This window comes from Mucilaginibacter aureus (genome assembly GCF_053514885.1).
On record NZ_CP170601.1, the window covers coordinates 362,946 to 381,614 of the forward strand.

General features: G+C 44.4%; 13 protein-coding genes and 1 tRNA gene. 12 read left to right on the forward strand and 2 right to left on the reverse strand.

The window, feature by feature from the left end; genetic code table 11:
• Positions 1 to 90: 90 nt before the first annotated feature.
• The 12 genes from ACFGVR_RS01535 to ACFGVR_RS01590 all read left to right on the forward strand — a co-directional run bounded on the left by ACFGVR_RS01535 (position 91) and on the right by ACFGVR_RS01590 (position 17,904).
• Positions 91 to 648, forward strand: coding sequence for a hypothetical protein (locus tag ACFGVR_RS01535; protein WP_448700657.1), 558 nt, complete (start codon positions 91 to 93; stop codon positions 646 to 648).
• A gap of 29 nt (positions 649 to 677) precedes the next feature.
• Positions 678 to 1,346: a hypothetical protein gene (locus ACFGVR_RS01540; RefSeq protein WP_448700658.1), complete on the forward strand. Its 669-nt coding sequence runs from the start codon at positions 678 to 680 to the stop codon at positions 1,344 to 1,346.
• Positions 1,333 to 2,127 (forward strand): sensor histidine kinase, encoded by a 795-nt coding sequence (locus tag ACFGVR_RS01545; protein WP_448700659.1) that lies wholly within the window; start codon positions 1,333 to 1,335, stop codon positions 2,125 to 2,127. Before ACFGVR_RS01540 ends, ACFGVR_RS01545 begins: the two co-directional genes overlap by 14 nt.
• An 11-nt stretch (positions 2,128 to 2,138) precedes the next feature.
• Positions 2,139 to 2,810: a response regulator transcription factor gene (locus tag ACFGVR_RS01550; RefSeq protein WP_448700660.1), complete on the forward strand. Its 672-nt coding sequence runs from the start codon at positions 2,139 to 2,141 to the stop codon at positions 2,808 to 2,810.
• A gap of 414 nt (positions 2,811 to 3,224) precedes the next feature.
• Positions 3,225 to 3,830 carry an RNA polymerase sigma factor gene (locus ACFGVR_RS01555; protein WP_448700661.1) on the forward strand — a complete coding sequence of 202 codons (606 nt, stop codon included), beginning with the start codon at positions 3,225 to 3,227 and terminating at the stop codon, positions 3,828 to 3,830.
• Between the two features lie 75 nt (positions 3,831 to 3,905).
• Positions 3,906 to 5,120 (forward strand): FecR family protein, encoded by a 1,215-nt coding sequence (locus ACFGVR_RS01560; RefSeq protein ID WP_448700662.1) that lies wholly within the window; start codon positions 3,906 to 3,908, stop codon positions 5,118 to 5,120.
• Positions 5,121 to 5,318: 198 nt separating this feature from the next.
• The gene (locus ACFGVR_RS01565; protein WP_448700663.1) at positions 5,319 to 8,900 is read left to right on the forward strand and encodes a TonB-dependent receptor; all 3,582 of its coding nucleotides are present in this window, start codon (positions 5,319 to 5,321) and stop codon (positions 8,898 to 8,900) included.
• A gap of 11 nt (positions 8,901 to 8,911) precedes the next feature.
• Positions 8,912 to 10,669, forward strand: a complete 1,758-nt coding sequence (locus ACFGVR_RS01570; RefSeq protein ID WP_448700664.1) for a RagB/SusD family nutrient uptake outer membrane protein — start codon at positions 8,912 to 8,914, stop codon at positions 10,667 to 10,669.
• A gap of 91 nt (positions 10,670 to 10,760) precedes the next feature.
• Positions 10,761 to 12,005 (forward strand): YdcF family protein, encoded by a 1,245-nt coding sequence (locus ACFGVR_RS01575; protein ID WP_448700665.1) that lies wholly within the window; start codon positions 10,761 to 10,763, stop codon positions 12,003 to 12,005.
• 17 nt (positions 12,006 to 12,022) lie between these two features.
• On the forward strand, positions 12,023 to 13,105 hold the full coding sequence (locus ACFGVR_RS01580) for an SGNH/GDSL hydrolase family protein (protein ID WP_448700666.1): 1,083 nt from the start codon (positions 12,023 to 12,025) through the stop codon (positions 13,103 to 13,105).
• Positions 13,106 to 13,286: 181 nt separating this feature from the next.
• Positions 13,287 to 15,374, forward strand: coding sequence for a phosphodiester glycosidase family protein (locus tag ACFGVR_RS01585; RefSeq protein ID WP_448700668.1), 2,088 nt, complete (start codon positions 13,287 to 13,289; stop codon positions 15,372 to 15,374).
• A gap of 106 nt (positions 15,375 to 15,480) precedes the next feature.
• Entirely contained in the window at positions 15,481 to 17,904 is a 2,424-nt protein-coding gene (locus ACFGVR_RS01590; protein ID WP_448700669.1) for an alkaline phosphatase family protein, read from the forward strand.
• A gap of 136 nt (positions 17,905 to 18,040) precedes the next feature.
• Here the strand turns inward: ACFGVR_RS01590 and ACFGVR_RS01595 are convergent.
• Together ACFGVR_RS01595 and hscB are read right to left on the reverse strand one after the other, a co-directional pair.
• Positions 18,041 to 18,120: transfer RNA gene (locus ACFGVR_RS01595), tRNA-Leu, on the reverse strand.
• Positions 18,121 to 18,144: 24 nt separating this feature from the next.
• The gene (gene hscB / locus ACFGVR_RS01600) at positions 18,145 to 18,666 is read right to left on the reverse strand and encodes a Fe-S protein assembly co-chaperone HscB (RefSeq protein WP_448700670.1); all 522 of its coding nucleotides are present in this window, start codon (positions 18,664 to 18,666) and stop codon (positions 18,145 to 18,147) included.
• Between the last annotated feature and the right edge of the window lie 3 nt (positions 18,667 to 18,669).

Genomic DNA, 18,669 nt, shown 5'->3' on the forward strand with positions numbered 1-18,669 from the left:
ACCACAACCGGGCGATGACATTAAGTGATTTGTTTTTTGATTTATCTTAGAATAAAAAATATATTTATTTCAATTTAAACCCTTATCCCCATGAAAAAAACAATTTTATTTATCTTATTAATCAGCTTTATCTTTGTTGTATCGTCTTGCAAAAACACGGTATCGCAGGAAAATGAGAAACAAAAACCTCATCCCGATACCGCGCAAATTATTAAGCTCGACCACTTGGTCCCTTACCCGAAAGCACATTCAGATTCGATAATTTTTAGCGCTGTTTGTCAGAAAGTATTTGGTCAGGTTCCGTTCCGGTACGCAAGAATGCGTACCGAGGACCTGCTTGAATGTATGGGTGTTAGCAATCAGGCCAATATTGATTCTATTGCGAAAAAAAATCTCGGCGTTATACTATTTATGGGATGGGACGGTAAGACTTTGCCCGCCGATTCGGTTCACTATCATCTATACCTTCAGCCGGTACAATTTAATAGTAGTCGGACCCTGATTTTAGAGCGTTTATATTTTAATGCAAAAGGAAAAATAGTTCATCAAAACCATAAAGGTTACCTTGGGGCAGAACATGATGACCCAACGGGTGAATTGAACGTGGCAGATCTTAACAACCCCTGCCCTCCTTTATGTAACCCATAACACCTTCATTTGATTTTAACTATTAGGATATGAATACCACGTTCACCATCATATTTTTTGCTGTAAATATTCCGCCCTGCGTAGCTGCTTTAATAGCTGCTCTCAACTATAAAAAGATAGACCGTAAACTAACTTCACTCAAGTTATATATCTTTTTCGCAGCATTGATGCAGCTTATACAGCTTGTATTGTGGTTTAAAAATATCCATAACTTGTTTTTGTTACATTTTTTTGTGCCGGTAGAATTTATTCTGCTGGCACATTTCTATCAATCGATACTTCAAAATTTAATAAACCGGAGGATAATACTAACAACCACCATACTTTTTGTGATCTTTTCGATCGTCAATACTTTATTCTTCCAAAAAATTTCAACTTTTAATTCCAACGCGCTGGTTACCGAAGATGTTATCATCACAACCATGTCTATTGCTACGTTTATTATATTGTTAAACCGGCGGTCGGGGTTAAATAAACCACCAATAGGCCAGGCTTTAAGTTGGATCAATTCGGGCATATTTATCAATTTCTCAACCACGCTGGTGTTGTTCTATTTTTCAAATTACTTAATAGCACATTTAAGCAATAATGTGTTTTCTTATATCGCGTGGCTGTTTAATGATGCTGCTACCGTTACCATGCATTGCTGCTTTATTGTCGGAATACTGAAAAACATCAAATTAAATGAACAGCGTTGATGCCATTATCCCATTCACCATTATCTTATTTATCATCGCTTTGGGTGTGATATTTTTATATGTAAACTTTCAAAAAAACCTGATCGAGGTTGAGTTGGAAAAGGCCGAATTAAAATCGATACAGCAGGACGAATTGTTACGCAACAGTATTATGATCCAGGAAGAGGAACGGAAACGGATAGCAGGTGATCTGCACGACGAAATAGGCGCTGTAATATCAATTATTAAAATGAACCTGATGCTGATGCGGCAAAAGCAAGGGGCTGTGCAAACCAATAGCGCAACTGCTGAAGGCATTCAAAATCTGATCAATTTATCCGAAACTGCAATTTCAAGTGTCAGAAACATTAGTCACCAGCTTATGCCGCCACAACTGGAAGCATTTGGATTGATCAAAACAGTCGAATCTGTTATCGATCATATCAATCAATCGGGCGAGATCACAGTTAATTTTATAGTTAAGTGTGAGTGGCCCGTAATTGAGTGGCCGGTTGCACTGGGTATTTACAGGATATTGATGGAATTAATTAACAACACAATTAAACATGCAAAAGCGGGTAATATTTTTTTGGAGTTTGATTATTTAAGCGGTGATCTGATCATTAACTTTGAGGATGACGGGCTTGGTTTTCCTGAAGCTATACCAAATCAAAGCGGATTAGGGCTTACCAGTATGGAAGCAAGAGCCAGAGCACTGAACGGCCGGTTTGAATATGGCAACGGAGATGAGCGGGGTACTAAGGCCACAATTACGATACCTATAACTAACCATATCACCTAAACGCATCAGCAATGCAAAACACAATTAAAATAGGTATAGTTGAGGACCAGTTACTGTTTAGAGAAGGTATCAAAGCTATACTGAACAGCTGGGATAATTTTGAAGTGATCTTTGAAAGCGGTGATGGATATTCGGTTATTGAGAAGCTGCAAAACGCTACCGTTGTGCCCGATGTGATGTTGATCGATCTGTCATTACCGGCGCACGATAAAAAGGAATATAGCGGTTTACACCTTACCCTGGCATTAGCCGAAAAATTTCCCGAAATCAAGGTATTGATCCTTTCTGTACATGATGATGAAAATTTCATGGCCGAATTGATTAAAAACGGTGCTCATGGCTATCTGGTTAAAGATTGTGACCCTTTGGAGGTTCAGCAGGCTATTATTACAGTGTTTGAAAAAGGCAGTTACATTAACAGCAGGACATTAAAGGCTATCCAGGGCAGCATGACCAAAACAACAAAGCCAACAAAAAGCCTGCTAACTAACATTTCCCCACGAGAAGAAGAAGTACTTAAATTAACGTGTCAGCAATTTACTGCCGATGAAATTGCCGAAAAACTCTTCATCAGTGTAAAAACTGTTAATGGTCACCGAAATAATTTATTGGCAAAAACCGGATCGCGTAATGTTACCGGCCTGGTCACCTTTGCCATCAGGAACAATATTGTGCAACTGTAAAACCTGTGTTTAAACTTTAGCAGGTAATTCATAACCAAAACAGGAACCGAATCTACCAAAAACAAAAAAGCGGCAAACTGCCGAACTTTCAATTGATTTACGGCAAATCAAAATTACTCTGGTCCTGGATGAGTCATAAAGCGATAGCTTAATCCTTTGTTTTTAATTTACATCAGGCAAATAGTGATTAGTTAAATGCAGGTTCTCATTGCATCCTTGTCCATAAAGGGTGTTCTCGCTGTTCAAACGTCCGAATTAATCCTCCCTGCTATACTATCGCTCTTGTCCGGGTGCTTGATGGAAGCCGTTTAAATTAAATAATTGTTACCTATGCATTAAGATTGAGGAATTGTATTTAGCTTTATGATTAGAATGTTTAATATTGAGAGCTAAATTATTAGGCACCCCATCTCCATGTATTCTCAAACCCCGGCAGCACTACAGGAAGAAAAAGAATTGGTTGTTCTTCTAAACGCAGGTGACACCCGGGCATTCGAAAAATTATATCGGTTGTATAGCGTACGGATATTAAAAAAATTGATCCGCCTGGTGAAGCAGGAAGAAATTGCCGCCGAACTTTTACAGGATATATTTTTAAAACTTTGGGAAAAACGTGAAAGCATTGACCCTGATCAATCCCTACGATCTTACCTGTTTCGGATCGCCGAAAATAAGATCACTGATCTGTTCAGGCGTGCTGCATATGATAAAAAGTTATTGTCGCATCTGGTCAACGTTTCTACCGAGCTGTGTCATGATACAGAAGAAACTATCGATCTAAAGGACGGGCAGTCACTTTTGCAACAAGCTATCAGCACATTGCCGCCTCAGCGCCAAAAAATTTTCATCCTTTGTAAGATTGAGGGTAAAAGTTACGAAGAGACAGCAGCCTTGTTAGGAATATCATCCGGGACAGTAAACGACCATATGGTAAAGGCCGGCCGCACTGTACGAAAGTATTTTAATTCTGCCGACCTGGCGTTGCTCCTTTTTGTGATAGCCACCTTACCCGCCCGTTAAGGCGCTAAAAAAAATATTTTTCATCCGGGCATATGTCGCGCTCGCTTCATTCGTAATAGCGTTAAAAGTATCCATTTGGAAAATTTGCAACTCAAAGAAATCTTTAACCGTTACCTGGCCAATCGTTGCAGCGAAGCTGAGGTGATGGCCCTTATAGCGTATTTTAATACCGATAATGAAATATACTTACGCGAACTTATTATCCACGAACTGGAAAGCCCGGAGCATGAGCCGAACGATGAGTATTTAAATGTGTTAGCGGAAACTGTTTTGGAGAGAATAAGGTATCAAATAAGCAATAACGCCGCAATTGTAGAAACAGCCGATATAAGTATCCCAGAACGGCAGCAAAGAAGAATTTGGCCTCGTATCGCCGTTGCGGCCTCGCTACTGTTCGCTTTAAGCACGATCGCTTACTATGCTCTACAACATAAAACAACCGTACAATCTCATTTTGTTGCCAGGCACCTGCCGCCACATGATATCGCTCCGGGCGGCAATAAAGCGGTACTAACTCTTTCGAGCGGCAAACAAATCAACCTAAGCAATGCTCAGAACGGGCAACTGGCCAAAGAAGCTAACGTAGTGATCAGCAAAACTGCCGATGGTAAACTTGTTTACAAAACTGCCCGGCAAAATAACCCGGTTACAGAAAATGCATACAATACTTTGAAAACTCCGCGCGGAGGCAAATACGATCTTACGCTGGCCGACGGGACACGTGTATGGCTGAACGCAGCTTCATCCATTACCTATCCTTCTGTTTTTAATGGCCGTGAACGTGAAGTAACCATTACGGGCGAAGCTTACTTTGAGGTGGCTCATAATGTTGCCAAACCATTTCGCGTACGTGTAGCCGGCCAAATTATTGAAGACCTTGGCACCCACTTTAACATTAACGCTTACGCAGATGAACCGGTTATAAAAGCAACCCTGCTCGAAGGCAGTATCCGTGTATCCAATGCCACGGGCAACATAACCTTGCAGCCGGGCCAGCAAGCAGTGGTACAGTCAAATCAAACTATCGTTCTTGATCCGGATGCCGATACCGAAGAGGCTATTGCCTGGCACCAGGGATTGTTTAAATTCCAGGATGCCAGCATACAAACAGTGATGAGGCAATTATCACGCTGGTATGATGTAGATGTCAGTTATGAAGGCAACATACCGCAACGCCAGTTCTCCGGAAAGATATACCGCAACACCAGCGCCTTAAAAGTATCCGACATATTAAGCTATAAACAGATCCATTTCAGGCTGGAGGGCCGGAAGATAATTGTAATGCCATAACTAATTAATTAAAAAAGAGCAATATGAAAAGAGATTTACGACAACGGCGCTAAGGCGCAACAGGGTGGCCAAAAAAAACCGCAGAAGCGAGTCGAAGCACTTCTACGGCTATAGTTGGGTTAACCCTTATCCGGTAGCAACCGGAACAAAATAATTGGCGAACTATTTCAAGTCATTAACCCAAACTCCTCAAAAGTAATGAAAATTTATGTTTTTACTAAAGCCATGCCCAAGGTATGGCTGCCTCCCAAATTATTGTTGGTGATGAAACTAACAACCCTGTTGATAATCGTCGCGTTGGTACAGGTAAGTGCCAAAACCTTCAGTCAGCGCATTACGCTGGATGAAAATAACGTGCCGTTAAAAAGAGTTCTGCGATCAATAGAGCAACAATCCGGCTATGTGTTTTTTTACGATTCGAAGGATGTGAAACAAAAGGTAAATATCCACATCAGCAACGCGCCAATAGAAGTTGCCCTGGCCGAATGTTTTAAAAACCTGCCTTTAAGTTATAAAATTGCTGATAAGACCATTCTGTTACAGCAAAAAACTACTCCGGAAATAGCTGCTGCGCCGGTGCCCGCCACAATCACAGTAAAAGGTAAGGTTACCGATAATAAAGGTGCGCCATTGATTGGCGCTACCATTCGCGCAAAAAAGGCAAATAGGGCGGTAGCTGCCGATGTAAACGGTATGTTTGAAATAAAAGATATTGCTGCCGATGAAATATTGGTATTCACTTACACTGGCTACATTTCGAGAGAACTACCAGCTAACGACCCATCAATAGCGAATGTAATATTGGAGGATGATATCCAGCAAATGAATGAGGTTATTGTTGTAGGCTACGGTACACAGAAAAAAGTGAATCTTACCGGAGCAGTTTCACAAATATCGGGCGCGGATATCGGTCTGCATCCTACTCCCAATATGGCTAACTCTTTGCAAGGGTTATTGCCGGGCTTAAACATACAGGCCAATACGGGTAACCCGGGCGATAAACCCGACATCAATATCCGCGGCTTTAACTCTATTAACGGCGGCGCTCCACTGATTTTAATCGATGGTATACAAGGTGATATCGATCGCGTAAACCCTCTTGATGTAGAAACCGTGACTGTTTTAAAGGACGCGGCATCGGCGGCAATCTACGGTGCCCGTGGCTCGTTTGGTGTGATCCTGATTACCACAAAAAAAGGAAAAGCCGGCAATACCGAGGTAAATTACACCAACAATATTGGCTTTACCACGCCTATTGTGCGAACCGATTACATAACCGACCCGTACGAATACGGGAAAATAGTAGATGCTTTTCTATCCGGCTATAACGGAACAAATTATACCAACTTTACAGATGCCGACTATGCCAAAGAACGGCAAGTTGCAGATGGCACTTTAGCACCTTTTAACGAGAAACAGGCCGACGGTACGTACAAGTTTTTTGGCAAAACAAACTGGTACGATCTGCTTTTCAGAAAATGGCAGCCATCGCAAATGCACAACCTTTCTATTTCGGGTGGTAACGATAAGCTGCAGGGCTACCTTTCGGGGCGGTCGTATAAAGTAGGCACCATACAAAGCAATGTAGATGCCAGCCTGGTTAAATACAACATTAAAGGCAATTTGAATTTCAGGGCTAACAAATGGCTCGATCTTTCGGATAATATCCAGGTAAGTACCGCCGACCAAACAGAATATGGTGGTTCAAAAGCTGGTTACGTACCCTCTACCGGGATTTATAACGGCAACACTTATTACTTTTTATTCCCTTTTATGCCAAGCAGTATCGACGGTGTGCCTTATGATTATAACGGCTATGGCGAAATAGCGGCGTTAGGCGACAAAAGCAGCTATCAAAAAACCTATTCGGAGCAGTTTGTAAACACGCTGAGCGCGAGGCTTACCCCGGTTAAAGACCTTGTTTTAAATATCGATTATAGTAACACCGTTAACCATATTGCTGTTACAACACGCGAGAATCCGATCACCTATTTAACTACGCAAAAAGCTAACCTGCAAACAGTGGGTATCAACAGCCTCACCGAAACACGTAATCAAAACTATTATAATGCACTTAATGTGTATGGTACCTATTCTAAAAGTTTGTTTAACGATCAGCATCATTTTAAACTGTTGTTAGGCTACAACCAGGAAGATTTCAGCGCTGATAATATAACGGCGCAGCAGGGTAACCTGTTGGTGAGCAACCTGTCGAGCCTTAACCTGGGTACTAATCTGCTGCAAGCCACCGGCTCAGGGAGCCTTTGGGCCATACGGGGATATTTTAGCCGGTTTAATTACGATTACAAAAACAAGTACCTGTTGGAAGTGAACGGACGGTATGACGGTTCGTCACGCTTCCCGGTAACCAGCCGCTACGGCTTTTTTCCTTCGGTTTCCGCCGGGTGGTATATCAGCCGCGAAAACTTTTTCAAACCTTTAGAAAAGACCATCAGCTCACTCAAATTGAGAAGCTCGTACGGGCAACTGGGTAACCAGAACATCGACTTATATACGTTCTCCCAGATCCTGTCAACCGGGCAAACCGGCTGGCTGGTAAATGGCAGCCGGCTTAATTATGTAGGCGCACCCTCTCCGTTGCCGAGCGTAGTTACCTGGGAAAATTCAAAGACCATCGATTTTGGCGCCGACCTGGGCCTGTTTAACGACCATTTCAATGTATCGTTTGATTGGTACGAAAAAAACATATCAGGCATGTATGTACCCGGCCAGCCATTGCCCGCGGTTTTCGGCGCTTCGGAGCCAAAGGAAAATATTGCCAGCCTGCGTGATCGCGGCTTTGAATTACAGATAGGCTACAACTCAAGTTTTGACGTTGGAGGCTCACCGTTACGCCTCAAAACCACATTGAGCCTTTATAATTTTGTAGGCGTAATTACCAAATACCCTAATCCCAGTGGGTTAATGAGTTCTTTTTATGAGGGCCAGAAACTGGGCGAAATATACGGTTACCATATTGACGGCCAGTTCCAGTCGGACGCGGAAGCTGCGGCATACCAGGCTAAGTTTGTTAACCCGGCAACATCTTTAGGCCAGGTATACAACTATGAAATTAACATCGTACAAAATGCGCAGTGGAAAGGTTTACATGCGGGCGATATTAAATATGTAGATGTTAATGGCGACGGGGCTATCAACAAAGGTAGTAATACCCTGGCCAACCATGGCGATTTGGTTGATATCGGCAACGTAATGCCTAAATTTCCTTTTGGATTTAGCATTGGTGCCGACTGGAAAAATTTTGATTTGATGGTTGCCACTACCGGTGTAATGCACCAGGATTGGTACCCCACCGGTGATATTTACTGGGGGCCATATGAAAGGCCTTATCTTTCTTTTATCCGGAAGGACCTGATCACGAACGCGTGGACACCACAAACACCCGATAATACATACCCGCAGGCCGTACGCGGCTATGCATCCCTGGGAGCTTTACGTTCGTTAGGCGAGATCAACGATTATTATCTTACTAATGTTGGTTATTTAAGGGTAAAAAACTTAACTCTCGGCTATACACTGCCGGTAAGACTTACCAAAAGAGCCAGTATTCAAAAACTTCGCTTATACTTTAGCGGTGAGAACTTGTTTACCTGGAGCTTTGGTCATTTGACAAAATATATCGATCCGGAAACAGCGGGTTCGGGTATTGATTACTCTACCCCAGCCAACGTAACTACGGGTTCGGGGTCGATAGCCCGGGCCGGCGAATCCTATCCGCTGGGTAAGGTATATTCCTTTGGTTTAAGTGTTACCCTATAAACTTGAAAAAAATGAAGAACATATATATAGCGTTAATAGGTTTACTAACCCTAAGCGCAATAGGATGTAAAAAGAACTATCTTGATGTAATCCCCCCTGATAAAATAGACGCACAGGTATTTTTTAATAACGCGACAGACCTGCAAGTGTATACCAATGATTTTTATGACCTGATACCGGTTAATTCGGCAAACATTTATACCGTTTACACGGATGATGCATCGTCCGACAATATTTTGCCGTTATTGGCTACAGACCGGGTTAAGGGCGCTCGCGTAACGCCTGTTGCCCGCGGTACCGGCGGCTGGTCATTTTCCAGCCTGCGTTCTATCAATTACTTTTTGGCCAATTACGGCAAATGCCCCGATGTAGCTGCGAAGCAAAAATATGGCGGTATAGCACGCTATTTCAGAGCGTACTTCTATTACGATAAGGTAAAAACTTTTGGCGATGTGCCGTTATACACACATGTATTAACCGCCGACGACCCCGACCTTTACCGCGCCCGGGACCCACGTACTGTAGTAATGGATACTGTACTGGCGGATATTAACTTTGCTATTGCCAATATCCCTAAAACGGTTCAAATAAATACGATTACCGGCTATACCGCGCTGGCGTTAAAAGCCCGTATTTGTTTATACGAGGGCACGTGGCGCAAATACCACGGCCTTAGCAACTACCAAACCATGTTGAACGAGGCAGCTTCGGCGGCTGATGCTTTAATGAGTTCGGGGGCTTATAAATTGTTTACCACCGGAGGACCTACCACAGCCTATCGCGAACTTTTTGCACGGATCGACCAGGAGCCGACAGAAACTATTTTGGCGCGCGATTTTAACAAAACCTTCCAGGTTAACGGAATCAATTATTTTATGACATCGGCCACAGGCGGTGCCTATGGTATCCCTAAAGATATGATCAACAGTTACCTGATGAAAGACGGTACCCGTTTCACTGATATCCCCAATTATCAAACCAAGCAGTTTTATGATGAAATGCAAAACCGCGATCCGCGCTTAACGCAAACAACTGCCGGGCCCGATTTTGCCGCCTATGGCGAAACAGCCCGCGAGCCTGTTAACTTAAGCATTACGACCACAGGATACCGGGTAATTAAAGCCCTTTCTACCAGAGATCAATGGGTTTCTAACGGAGGATATTCTGATCTGATCTTGTTTAGGTACGCCGAAACGCTTTTAGCATATGCAGAGGCGAAAGCAGAATTGGGTACATTAACCCAGGCCGATCTTGATCGATCGGTTAATTTATTACGCGCCAGGGCAGGTATGCCTAATATGAACATGGCTGCCGCAAATGCCAACCCCGATCCGTATTTAATTGCGCAATACCCTAACGTTGAGAGTGGCGTTAACAGGGGTATTATATTGGAGATCCGTCGTGAAAGGCGCATTGAATTGTTTAATGAGGGCTTTCGCTGGGATGACCTGATGCGCTGGAAAGAAGGAAAAAAGCTGGAGCAACCGATGTTGGGTATCTATTTTCCAAGCCTTGGCTCGTTTGATTTTAACAATGATGGTAAAACCGATGTGTATTTGCACAACGGAAATGCATCCGGCGCACCGGCTGGTACCTCAAGCATCATCAATGTTACCCAAAAGGCGCTTACCAATGGTACATCAGGCAATTTTTATCCTTTAAAAGGTATCACCATAACTTTTGACGAAAACAAGGACTACCTGTACCCTTTACCATCCGAAGACATCACACTAAACCCACAATTGAAACAAAATCCGGGCTGGAAATAAACAACCTGTTGCCATCATGAGCAAACCCGGTATGCTTCATACCCGGTTTGCTCTCTTGTTTGTGATGGCGGGCCAATTTCAATCAAAAAAAATGAGTAAAATATTATCATCACTGATGGGGGCTTCGGCTGCCCTGTTGCTGGCATTTGCTGTTCCCGCAAGGGGCCAATATACACGTGGTACCGACGCTATGCTGGCATCGCGGAATTTCCCGCTTCTAACCGGGTTGAAGGCAGATAGTCGGATGACTCATCGTTTTCAAAAAGACGCCGTGTTACTAAAATTGCAGACTATCCGTTTTAAGCGGCTAAAGCAGGCACTGGCGACATGCCCAACTGTGGGATGTTATACCGATTCGCTAAAGTGGCAGCCTGCGGAAGTTGCAGCGGTTGGCGATGAATTAGTCAAGCTTTACCCTGTTGATAAAACACTGCGGTCGGAAATTTCCAGACTCAAAACAAAGGGTGCTTATGAAACTGTAATTAAGGCTGATACCGCATTACTTAGAAAAGCCTGGAACGATGATGCCGGAGGGATCAATCGTATTCTTGATGTCTATTTCTCAGGGGCAAAGCCTACGTACTCTAAAATAGATTCTATAAGTTTTCAGCCTGGCGACCCTCGGTTTTATAAGCAGGTTAAGGATTTGCTTAAAGGGTTGATAAACGATAAAAAGCACAGGGGTGATTTGTTTTTCGACCTTCCTCTGCATGCCGCTATCGGCGCGCTAAAAATGAACGGGCGCGACGAAGCCGCACGCTACCTGCCATTAAGTGGCGGGCTGAACAAAGGACCTTACTTAAAGATAAAGCGCACCAAATGGACCGCGTACCCCTACAGCGCCATTTTGATTCCGGGTTTGGGGCCGGAAACAGCCGGTGTACCATTGGACCCTGGCGGGGCAAGGCGTTGCGATGACGGTGCCAAACGATTCAGGAAAGGTCTTGCGCCATTCATGATCGTATCAGGCGGCCATGTCCATCCTTTCAAAACCACCTTTAACGAGGCGGTTGAGATGAAAAGGTATTTGGTAACACAGCTGGGTATACCCGCCGGAGCAGTGCTGATAGAACCCCACGCCAGGCACACCACAACCAATTTACGTAATGCCAACCGGATGATCTACCGTTTTAGCATGCCCGTCAATAAACCAATCCTGATCGTAACAGACAGCAGTCAAACCAACTACATGTGTAAAGGCATGGAAAAAGTTGCGCTACGCGACTTAGGATACGTTCCCTACCGTGATCTGAAAAAACTGAACGACAAGGAGACAGCCTACTATCCAAATTGGGCCTCGCTACAGGTAAACTCCAAAGACCCACTCGACCCCTAATCATAAATCTACAGAATATGAAAGCACTTCTTCGGATCACCATCGTTGCCATTGCCCTATTTCAATATGGAGCCTATGCGCAATCTTCAAAGCCAGTTTATACCAAGGCAACTGATCTAACTATCGCCGGTGATATAATGCCTACTAAAAATAGCTATCACCGGGTAGATACCGCCAGTTACCCCGCGATACCCGCAGTGGTAAAACGATTGCTCACGCACTCGGCCGGTAAGGTGGTTTGTTTTACCACCAACAGTAAGCAGCTATGGGCAAAATGGTGTGTAACCAACAGCAAACCTTATCCCAACCTCACCGCTATCGCCAATAAAGGGCTTGACCTTTACATCAAAAAGGATGGTAAATGGCAGTTTGCCGGCGTTGGTCGTCCTGATGGGCTGTGCAACGAAGGTGTTTTGGTAAGCAATATGGCTGAGGGTGAAAAAGAATGCCTGTTATATCTGCCGATTTACGACGAGGTGAGTAATGTGGAGATAGGTATTGATGCAAACGCCAGTATCAGAGCAATGCCGTCGCCATTTCAAAAGCGGATCCTGATATATGGATCAAGCATTGTGCAGGGCGCATCGGCAAGCCGGCCCGGAATGGCCTACCCGGCCAGGTTATCGCGGCTGACCGGTTTGAATTTTATGAACCTGGGGTTAAGCGGCAGCGCCAAAATGGAACCCGCGGTTATAGCCATGATCAACGATATCCAGGCTGATGCGTACGTGTTGGATTGCATCCCAAACTCATCTGATGCAGTAGTGAAAGAACGGGCGCTAAATATGATCGTTGCAATACAAGCTGCGCATCCCGGTAAACCGGTCATCATGATCAACAGCATTACCCGCGAAGCCGGGTTTATTGACGCTAAAGTGGGCAATATGGTCAACGCCCAAAATGCAGCTATAGATAGTATTGCACATGGGCTGCTCAAAAAAGGCACTAAAGACTTTTATTTTATTGACACTAAAGGATTTTTGGGCGACGACCACGAGGGCAGCACAGATGGTATCCACCCGAATGACCTGGGCAGCTTCCGTTTCGTGGAAAAGCTGCAGCCGATACTTGAAAACATCCTGAAAAAATACTTTAAATAACCCTGTCTCCAGGAGGCATGGGGGAGAACTATAATTAGACGCAACAGATCAAATTGTAAATTAAAGAAAGGAGGTATACCCAGCATTTACGATCAGCCGAACAGCAGCCATATGTTTAAACAGCAGCTGTAGGTGCCTTATGTTATCTGTCATTTTTAACAAAAAACTAATTAAAGACTGTATGAAAAATTTTATGCTTTTAGGCCTGGCACTGGGTTTGTTCCTGTGCTCGTGCAAAAAAAATTTAGTTAATGATACTGCTTCATCAGAAACCGGCACCGTTGCCGGCAACATGAAATTAAAAGACATGGGTATTGTAGCCAGCAACGATTCGGCATTTGCCGTATCAACATACGCCGGAAGCGGTACAGCGGGAAGTACGAATGGCACATCGGGTAACCCCTTAACTGCGCAATTTGATGCGCCCGAGGGAATAGTTTTTGACTCCAACGGCAATATGTTTATTGCCGATTACCACAACGAAGTGATCCGCAAAATAACTCCGGGTGGTGTTGTTTCGGTTTTTGCAGGTGCGGTTGGTGTTACCGGCGCCGCTAACGGATCCGCTACCGTTGCCCGGTTTAGCGCGCCATTAAGGCTGGCTATTGATGGCTCTGATAACCTGTACGTTGCTGACCGCGACAATGCGCGGATACGTAAGGTTACTCCTGCAGGTGTGGTTTCAACCATAGCCGGAAGCACGGCCGGGAGCGGCACCACGCAGTTTGACTGGCCCATAGATGTTGCCGTTAGCAGCGATGGTACTAAAATATATGTTGCTGATTCGCATAACAACCGAATTCAAAAGATCATTTTGAGTGGGGGCACTTACACCACCTCCTTACTTGCAGGGCAAACTACATTAGGATATGTCAACGGTACGGGCAGCGCCGCTAAATTTAGCTCTCCTTCGGGCGTAGCCCTCGATAATTCGGGTAACATTATCGTAGCCGATCGTAATAACCATTGTATCCGTAAGGTTACCTCAGCAGGTGTAGTTACATTGCTGGCGGGTGTACCCGGCACTAATTACGACGTTGATGCCCCGGCCCTGCAGGCTACTTTGGGCCAGCCCTTCGGCGTTACCGTAGCCAATGATGGCTGCATTTATATTGCCGATATCGGCTACCACAATATCCGCAGGCTAAGCACTTCAGGATTTTTGGCGACAGTGGCCGGCGATGACAACAGCGGCTTTGCGGATGGCAGCTTCTCCACGCTTTTTAATACGCCTACATCCATCGCCATTGATAATTCAGGCAATTTTTATATAACCGACGCCAACAATAACCGGATACGTAAGTTAACCCCCGAAACGCGGGCAGTACAATATACCGAAGGCTGGGTGGTAACTACCCCTTATACCGGCATCACACGCTATCGTTATACCGGCAACCGGTTTTGGCTGCCATCGCAGTCAACAAATATCGAGCAGAATGTTAATGTGCTGGATATCGACCTTTCGGTAAACCATTTTGATTTTGCACAGGTAGACAGCGCGCACAAAACAACGATCAGCAATATTATCGGGCATCCTACCAGTGTACTGGCGGCGCTGAGCGGCACCTTTGCAACGACATTGGTCTACGCACCGGGTCCGCAACGGCACGAAGCTGCGTGGCTGCGCAATAACGATGTTACCTATTGGTCGTCGGCTATTGATCCGGCAAGCAACTACTGGCATTATCACGACGGTATGTTCTACATTAATTCTGACGGTACAACCGGTATGGAGTTGAGCAATCTTTCGCAAATTCCATTCAGCCCGACGCTGCATAAATACATGATGTCTGGCGGGCCGATGCTGATTAATAACAGCGTGCCTATCGAAATTACCAACCCGGTTGTCTGGGGATCGGGTACACCAAATAATTTGCGGGTGATCATCGCTGCGCGTAGTATAGTAGCATTGCCGATCATCAACAACCACGTGTTGCTGATTTGTATCGACGGTGTTGAAAGGGATGAAAACAACAACCTGATCGGGAGTGGCAGTTGTTATGTTCCGGCATCAACCTTTTATGGCATGACCACCAAAGATGCGACACAATTTATCCAGCAATATTTCCACGCTAAATATGCGTTGAACATGGATGGCGGCGGTTCGGCAAGCATGTATTTGATGGGGGCAGGCGACAACGGCGGCATATCAGGCGGCATCGGGGTTATTAACTTCCCGGATTGGGATTCAACCTGCCCGTCGGATAAAACGGCTTATGGCCAGCAACGAAACTTTATGCGGGATGCGATCACTGTTCTTGCTAATTAGGCAACAGTACTTATGTATATTAGTAGAGGAATCTCTTCGGGGATTCCTCTCTTTACTTTTAACAGCAGTCTAAAATGGATTGTTTAATTTTAATACTACGATGGCAATGGTAAAAAGAGGGTTAGTTATACTGATATTGATGCTGTGGCAAAGCGCTATAGCGCAAATACCCGGTAAAGTAAAAGGTACAGAAAAGGTGTTGCTACCCAATGGCTGGTCGCTAAGCCCGGTCGGCAGGTCTGTACCTTTGGGAGATCTGCCGTTAAATGTACAGGTATCGCATAATAAAAAAACCATTGCGGTAACTAATAATGGCCAGGGTACACAAACCATTCAACTAATAGACACCAGGACGGAAAAAGTAACCGACGAAAAAGTAATCGGCAAAGCCTGGTATGGCCTTCAATTTAATGAAGATGACGACAAGCTATATGCATCGGGTGGCAACGATAATTTTATTTTGATCTACCCGGTTGCTAATCAAAAGCTGCTTCAACCCGACACGATATTTTTAGGCAAACCCTGGCCGGTAAAGATCGGCCCAACCGGCATAGCTGTGGATGATAAACGCGGGTTGTTATACACGGTTACAAAAGAAAATAACAGTTTGTATATCGTAGATCTGCAGACAAAGAAGATCGCGAAACAAGTCGCGTTAACGTCTGAAGCATATGCCTGTGTACTATCGCCTGACGGCATAAGTTTATATATATCGCTTTGGGGGGCTAACAAACTGGCCGTAGTTAATACCCAAACGCAACAAATTACCGCTACTATCGAAACCCAATATGCTCCAAACGAGCTGCTGTTAAACAAAAAAGGAAGTTTATTATATGTAGCTAACGGTGGCGATAATTCTGTATCGGTTATTGATACACGAACCCAAAGGCTTATCGAAATCATTTCGGCGGCTGTACACCCTACCCACCTAACCGGATCAACAACCAACGGCCTGGCATTGTCTGACGATGAAAAGACGCTGTATATCGCTAATGCGGATAACAATTGCCTGGCAGTTTTCAACGTCGCCAAAGCAGGTGAAAGTAAGAGCGAGGGCTTTATTCCCACTGGCTGGTACCCAACCAGTGTTAAATACTGCAATAAACGAATTTGGGTGGCTAACGGTAAAGGTTTTACCAGCATGGCAAATCCTAAAGGCCCGCAACCTTTAGATGAAAGTGATGACAGCGGCCTGCATCAGGGGTCTACGCCAAAAAATGAGGTACAATATATTGCAAGTTTATTTAAAGGGACATTATCAATAATAGATAAACCGGCAGAGGCGGTACAGAGGCAGTTTACGCAGATGGTGTATGATAACACCCCTTTTAATAAAGTGCAAAAGGCCCCTGAACCGGGCAACCCCATACCATTTAAAGCAGGTGAGGTAAGCCCCATCAAATATGTATTTTATATCATCAAAGAGAACCGTACTTACGATCAAATATTAGGGGACGTAAAAAAAGGAAACGGTGACCCTAAACTATGTTTGTTCCCCGAAAAGGTAACACCGAATATCCATGCTTTAGCCAACGAGTTTGTGTTGCTTGATAATTTTTATGTGGATGCGGAAGTGAGTGCCGATGGCCACAACTGGAGCATGGGTGCCTATGCCAACGACTATACCGAAAAAACCTGGCCAAGCAGCTATAGCAAGCGCGGCGGTGGCCCCGACTATGCCGGTGGCCGGAAGATCACCTGGGCAAGGGACGGCTTTATATGGGATTATTGCAAAAGGGCCGGCATAAGTTACCGGAGTTACGGCGAATTTACAGATGGTAAAAAAGCGACGCTGCCATCCTTAAATGAGCATTTTTGCAAGGATTTCCCTTCCTTTAATTTTGAGATAAAAGACACTACCCGATGTAATTTATGGATCAAAGATTTTGATGCGCTATTAGCAAAAAATGAGGTGCCGCATTTTAACACCATCAAGTTCCCGAACGATCATACCAGCGGACAACGGAAAGGTAAGATAACACCAACCGCCGCTATAGCCGATAATGACATGGCCGTGGGGATGTTTGTAGAGCATCTTTCGCATAGTAAGATATGGAAAGAATCCGTTGTCATTATATTGGAAGACGACGCGCAAAACGGCCCGGATCATGTCGACGCGCACCGTTCGCCAATTTTAGTGATCAGCCCTTATGTTAAAAGAGGGCAGGTAAACAGCACCATGTACTCTACAAGCGGGGCTTTACGTACCATCGAATTGATACTGGGCTTGCCGCCGATGAGCCAGTACGACGCGGCTGCCGTGCCTTTTTACAATTGCTTTACCAATACGCCCGACTTAACACCATATACGCATAAAGCCAATCGGGTAAACTTAGATAGTAGGAACGTAGCGGTTAACAATAGTTCGAAAATGTCCGAATCCTTTAATTTCGCTAAAGAGGATGAAGCACCTGATCTGGAACTGAACCAGATTGTATGGAAATCGGTAAAAGGTGAAGACTCCGTAATGCCGGCACCACGAAGAAGTGCTTTCGTTATTGCCGAAAAGAAAAAGAAGGATGACGACTAACCGTACGCAGTTGGAACAGGCAATAAATACCTAAACGGGTCGAACTAAAATGCCCCCATTATGCTTAAACGAAATGGGAGTTAGATAAAAATAAAAATCCTCGTTTCTAAATTAGAAACGAGGATTTTTGGATTCGTACCCAGCGCCGGAGTCGAACCGGCACGGTTTCCCACAGGTGTTTGAGACCAGCGCGTCTACCAATTCCGCCAGCTGGGCATGCTTAACAACTATTGTTGTTTGTTAGCGGGCTGCAAATGTATTTAAACTATCTTTAATTCGCAACAGGTATTTTTGCCGAAAGTAAATATCTTTAATGGCCAGCAGTTCTTTTTGCTTTGTAGCGATATCATCACCCTGATAAGCGGCAACATGTTTGGCCAGCTCATCGTTCAGGTCATTTTCAAAATCGGTTATCTGTACTTTGATGGCAGCCAACTGCTCGTCATCTTCTGCTTCCATCAAAGTTTCATTAATATCCATCATTTCCATTAAAAAGGCGGGGGCAAGCTCGTACTTATCGCCTTCCTGCAAAAGGTTATGCTGCTTTAAAATATATTCCGTGCGTTTTGCAGGGTCGCTCAACACCTGGAATGCTTTATTGTTCAGCGTTGATAGCTCCAGTATCTCCTGCTGTTTAGCGTCATCTTCGTTGGCGTAAAAATCTGGGTGATACTTTTTACTTAATTCGTAAAATTTCTTTTTTAAGGCCACAGCGTCAACCACGAACGATTCGGGCATCTCATAAAACTCAAAATAGTTCATGCT

Bases quoted from the DNA above. Each gene is read 5' to 3' on its own strand.
- ACFGVR_RS01535 (WP_448700657.1), top strand. From the start codon at position 91: ATGAAAAAAACAATTTTATTTATCTTATTAATCAGCTTTATCTTTGTT.
- ACFGVR_RS01540 (WP_448700658.1), top strand. From the start codon at position 678: ATGAATACCACGTTCACCATCATATTTTTTGCTGTAAATATTCCGCCC.
- ACFGVR_RS01545 (WP_448700659.1), top strand. From the start codon at position 1,333: ATGAACAGCGTTGATGCCATTATCCCATTCACCATTATCTTATTTATC.
- ACFGVR_RS01550 (WP_448700660.1), top strand. From the start codon at position 2,139: ATGCAAAACACAATTAAAATAGGTATAGTTGAGGACCAGTTACTGTTT.
- ACFGVR_RS01555 (WP_448700661.1), top strand. From the start codon at position 3,225: ATGTATTCTCAAACCCCGGCAGCACTACAGGAAGAAAAAGAATTGGTT.
- ACFGVR_RS01565 (WP_448700663.1), top strand. From the start codon at position 5,319: ATGAAAATTTATGTTTTTACTAAAGCCATGCCCAAGGTATGGCTGCCT.
- ACFGVR_RS01570 (WP_448700664.1), top strand. From the start codon at position 8,912: ATGAAGAACATATATATAGCGTTAATAGGTTTACTAACCCTAAGCGCA.
- ACFGVR_RS01575 (WP_448700665.1), top strand. From the start codon at position 10,761: ATGAGTAAAATATTATCATCACTGATGGGGGCTTCGGCTGCCCTGTTG.
- ACFGVR_RS01580 (WP_448700666.1), top strand. From the start codon at position 12,023: ATGAAAGCACTTCTTCGGATCACCATCGTTGCCATTGCCCTATTTCAA.
- ACFGVR_RS01585 (WP_448700668.1), top strand. From the start codon at position 13,287: ATGAAAAATTTTATGCTTTTAGGCCTGGCACTGGGTTTGTTCCTGTGC.
- ACFGVR_RS01590 (WP_448700669.1), top strand. From the start codon at position 15,481: ATGGTAAAAAGAGGGTTAGTTATACTGATATTGATGCTGTGGCAAAGC.
- hscB (WP_448700670.1), bottom strand. From the start codon at position 18,666: ATGAACTATTTTGAGTTTTATGAGATGCCCGAATCGTTCGTGGTTGAC.